This window comes from Streptomyces sp. SP17BM10, from assembly GCF_036322405.1.
Lineage (GTDB): Bacteria > Actinomycetota > Actinomycetes > Streptomycetales > Streptomycetaceae > Kitasatospora.
Genome location: NZ_JAQYXB010000009.1, coordinates 1 through 347, shown reverse-complemented (window position 1 = coordinate 347; position 347 = coordinate 1). Strand labels below are relative to the sequence as shown.

Here is a 347-nt window from a genome sequence, read left to right as displayed (position 1 = left end):
CCATCGCCGACGTGAGCGGGCAGACCGGCGCCACGGTCTGTTCGATGTCGCCGATTCCTTCGGGCTGGTTTATAACGAGCTCGTACAGCAGCGAGGGTTGTGCCGTTAACTGTGAGGCGTACACGATCGACAACACGGCCAACACGACTGGGGCGACGGTCTGATCGATGTCGCCGATCCCCGCGGGCTGGGTGATCACGAGCTCGTACAGCAGAGCGGGGTGTGCCGGTACCGGTGTGGCGTACGCCATCGCGAACACGGCCAACAGGACTGGGGCGACGGTCTGTTCGATGTCGCCGATCCCCGCGGGCTGGGTGATCACGAGCTCGTACAGCAGCGCGGGGTGT

At 64.8% G+C, this 347-nt stretch carries 1 protein-coding gene; it reads right to left on the bottom strand.

Features of this window, described 5'->3' with window-relative positions; all coding sequences use genetic code 11:
• Positions 1 to 347 (bottom strand): hypothetical protein (locus tag PUR71_RS00025; RefSeq protein ID WP_329924221.1); only part of this gene is annotated, 347 nt, incomplete at both ends.